General features: G+C 75.1%; 2 protein-coding genes. Both read left to right on the top strand.

The annotated features are described in order from the left end of the window. The coding region (locus tag M4J07_RS47525; protein ID WP_305129061.1) for a hypothetical protein at nucleotides 1-1,667 on the top strand (1,667 nt) is incomplete at its 5' end. A gap of 162 nt (nucleotides 1,668-1,829) precedes the next feature. Beyond that, nucleotides 1,830-2,579 carry a TetR/AcrR family transcriptional regulator gene (locus tag M4J07_RS47520; protein ID WP_255983598.1) on the top strand — a complete coding sequence of 250 codons (750 nt, stop codon included), beginning with the start codon at nucleotides 1,830-1,832 and terminating at the stop codon, nucleotides 2,577-2,579. Nucleotides 2,580-2,659: the final 80 nt, after the last annotated feature.

Here is a 2,659-nt window from a genome sequence, read left to right as displayed (position 1 = left end):
CAGACGCCGGACGACACGCCTCCCGCATCCGGCGGTACGCCACCGCCCCCGATGCCTGGGGCTGCGCCGCCGATGCCGCCCGGTCCGCCGCCGGTGCCGCCCGGTCCGCCGGGATACGGCCCGCCGCCGGGCCCGCCCGGTTCGCCCGGCCCCTACGGCTACAGCGCGCCGCAGAGCCCGGCGTTCGGGCCGCCCGCTCCGCCACCGGACTGCTCAACCTCTCCGGCCTGGGCCTCGGTTACGTCCTCCTGCGCCGCCGGCCGCTCGCCGTGCTGTGCGTCGCCGCGACCGCCGGACTCCTCGTCGTCGCCCTGCCCGCCGACCCGGACGGCGTGCCCGGCTGGGCGGTCGCCGGATACCTTGCGCTGCTGCTCCTCGCGGCGGCGGACGGCGCCCGCCGCGGACTGCGCGCACCCGCAACAGCCGTGCAGTTCAAGCCGGTTGTGGCGATCGTCGCCGCGATCGCCCTGCTCGCCGTGCCGGCCGCGGGAGCCGTCGCGTACGGCGGGCTGCGCGACGACGCGATCGAGGAGATGCTGCTCGACCGACTGGAGCGGACCGACGCCCAGGTGAAGAAGGCCTCCGGCCAGGAGTTCGCCGCCGCCCGCGCCGACTACGGCGCCGCCCTCACCCAGTACCGCTCCCTCACCGAGGACCACCCGGACTCCCGGGCGGCGCACCGCGTCCACGACAGCCTCGACGCCTACTACAAAGCGGTCGCCGCGCCGTACGCCGACGCCGACCACTGCGGCGCCGTCGCCCCGCTCGAATACCTCCGGGACGTGCCCGAGCGGATCGACCGCGACGTCCTCGGCGACCTCGCGAGCTGGCCCGACAAGCCGCTCGCGGTCTCGCTCCTGGAGTGCGGCACCGGCAAGCTCGGCGACGCCGAGAGCGACGGCAGGGGCGGCGAACTCGGCCAGCTGCTGCGGACGTTCCCGAAGTCGGCGCAGGCGGGCAAGGTCGAGCCCGCCGTCCGCGACGCCGTCGACCGGCGCGCCGGCGACATCAAGGGCGCCGAGCCGTGCCGCGCCACGGACGAACTGCGCCGGATCGGCGAGACCGCGAAGGAACTGCCCGCGCCGGCCCCCGGGCACCTGCGGGGCGACGTCGACGGCGCCGTCGAGAACGGGGTGTACGCCTGCGGCCTCGACCAGTTCAAGGAGAAGGAGTTCGCCGCCGCCCGCAAGACGCTCACCGGATTCGCCGGCACGTACAAGAGCGACAAGCGGCGGTCCCGCGCCCAGCAGGTCGCCATCGCCGCCGAGATCGCCGAGCAACGCCCGTCGGCGGGCGCCCACTTGCCGCCGTCCGGCGCCCCCGGCGGCTCCCGCATGGAGATGGTGATCAGCAACGACGGCCCGGACCCGGTGGAGATCCTCTACACGGGCCCGGTCACCGGACGCCTCACCATCGGCGCCTGCGCCTCCTGCAAGACGTACTCCAGCGAGGCCGCGGGAAGCAGCAGGGCGTGCAAGGCGAGCGGCACGTCGTACCCGAAGAAGACGCTGCGACTGCCGCCGGGCACGTACCACTTCCTGCACAAGCCCGGCGGCTCCGCAGCCACGGCCCGCAGCCGCGCCGCGGGCGGCCGCATCCAGCCCGGATACACGTACACGCAATGCAGTTACGTGGTGACCGGCGGCGGTCTGGGGCGGGACCTCTGAGCGCGGCCCGCGCCGGAGAAAGGCCGAAACCGGTCCGTGCCGCGCGGCGGCTGGGCCGGACGGGACCGGATGCGCCGCCCGGCCGTTCTGCGGCGCCCGATCCGGCCACCCGACTCCCGACATCCGACCGGGTTCTGACCATCCGTCAGGCAGACTGAGGGCATGCGTACCGCACAGCGGAAGGCCTACGACGTCGCGGAGCGTGAGCGGCGGCTGCTGCGCACGGCCCTCGACGTGATCTCCCGCGACGGCCTGCACCAGCTCACCCTCGGCCGGCTCGCCCAGGAGGCCGGGTACTCCAAGGGCACCGTCTACCACCACTTCACATGCCGCGAGGACCTCCTGGTCGAGCTGTCCGCGGAGAGCCTGCGCCGCCAGTCCCGCGCCTTCCAGTCCGTCGCCGAACTGCCGTGGGACGGGGTGCGCGCCCTGTACGGTCTGGCGTTCGCGGCGATGCGGCACGCGGAGACCCAGCCCGCGCTCTTCGAGTCCAGCGTGACCGCGCTGACCGACGCCGTCCTGGGCGCGGCCAGCCAGGAGCGCCTCGACCGGCGCCGTCTCGTCGCCGAGCAGACCACCCGGATCGTCGTCGCCGTGGTCGAACGGACCGTCCGTGAAGGCGAGTTCGGCCATCCGGAGCTCCCCGCCGAGGTCGCCGTCGACGCCCTGCGCTCGGCCGTCCTCGGCTACGCGGTCACCCATCTGCTGCCGCGCCGCGCCGCGCCGGCCGACGCCCGGGCCCGCGACAGCCGCCCGGCGATCACGGCGTCCCTGGTGCACGGCCTCGGCTGGCCACGGCTCGGGGCCGCCGCGCTCGCCGAGGTGCGGCGCGCCGTGGACGAGCTGATCCCCGCCCCGGGGCCGGCCGGCGCCCCTACGCGGAGTGACGGCTCTGCGCGGAGCGACGGCTGACGGAGCATCATGCATGGTGCAGACAGTGCCCGATCGGCCGTGATCCGCCCCTTGCGTGAACTCCTTGTCGGATTTCGACG

The sequence above is a fragment of the Streptomyces longispororuber genome, assembly GCF_024448165.1.
Taxonomy (GTDB): Bacteria; Actinomycetota; Actinomycetes; order Streptomycetales; family Streptomycetaceae; genus Streptomyces; species Streptomyces longispororuber_A.
The sequence above is the reverse complement of the archived record's forward strand: the minus strand, read 5'-3'. Positions and strand labels throughout refer to the sequence as shown.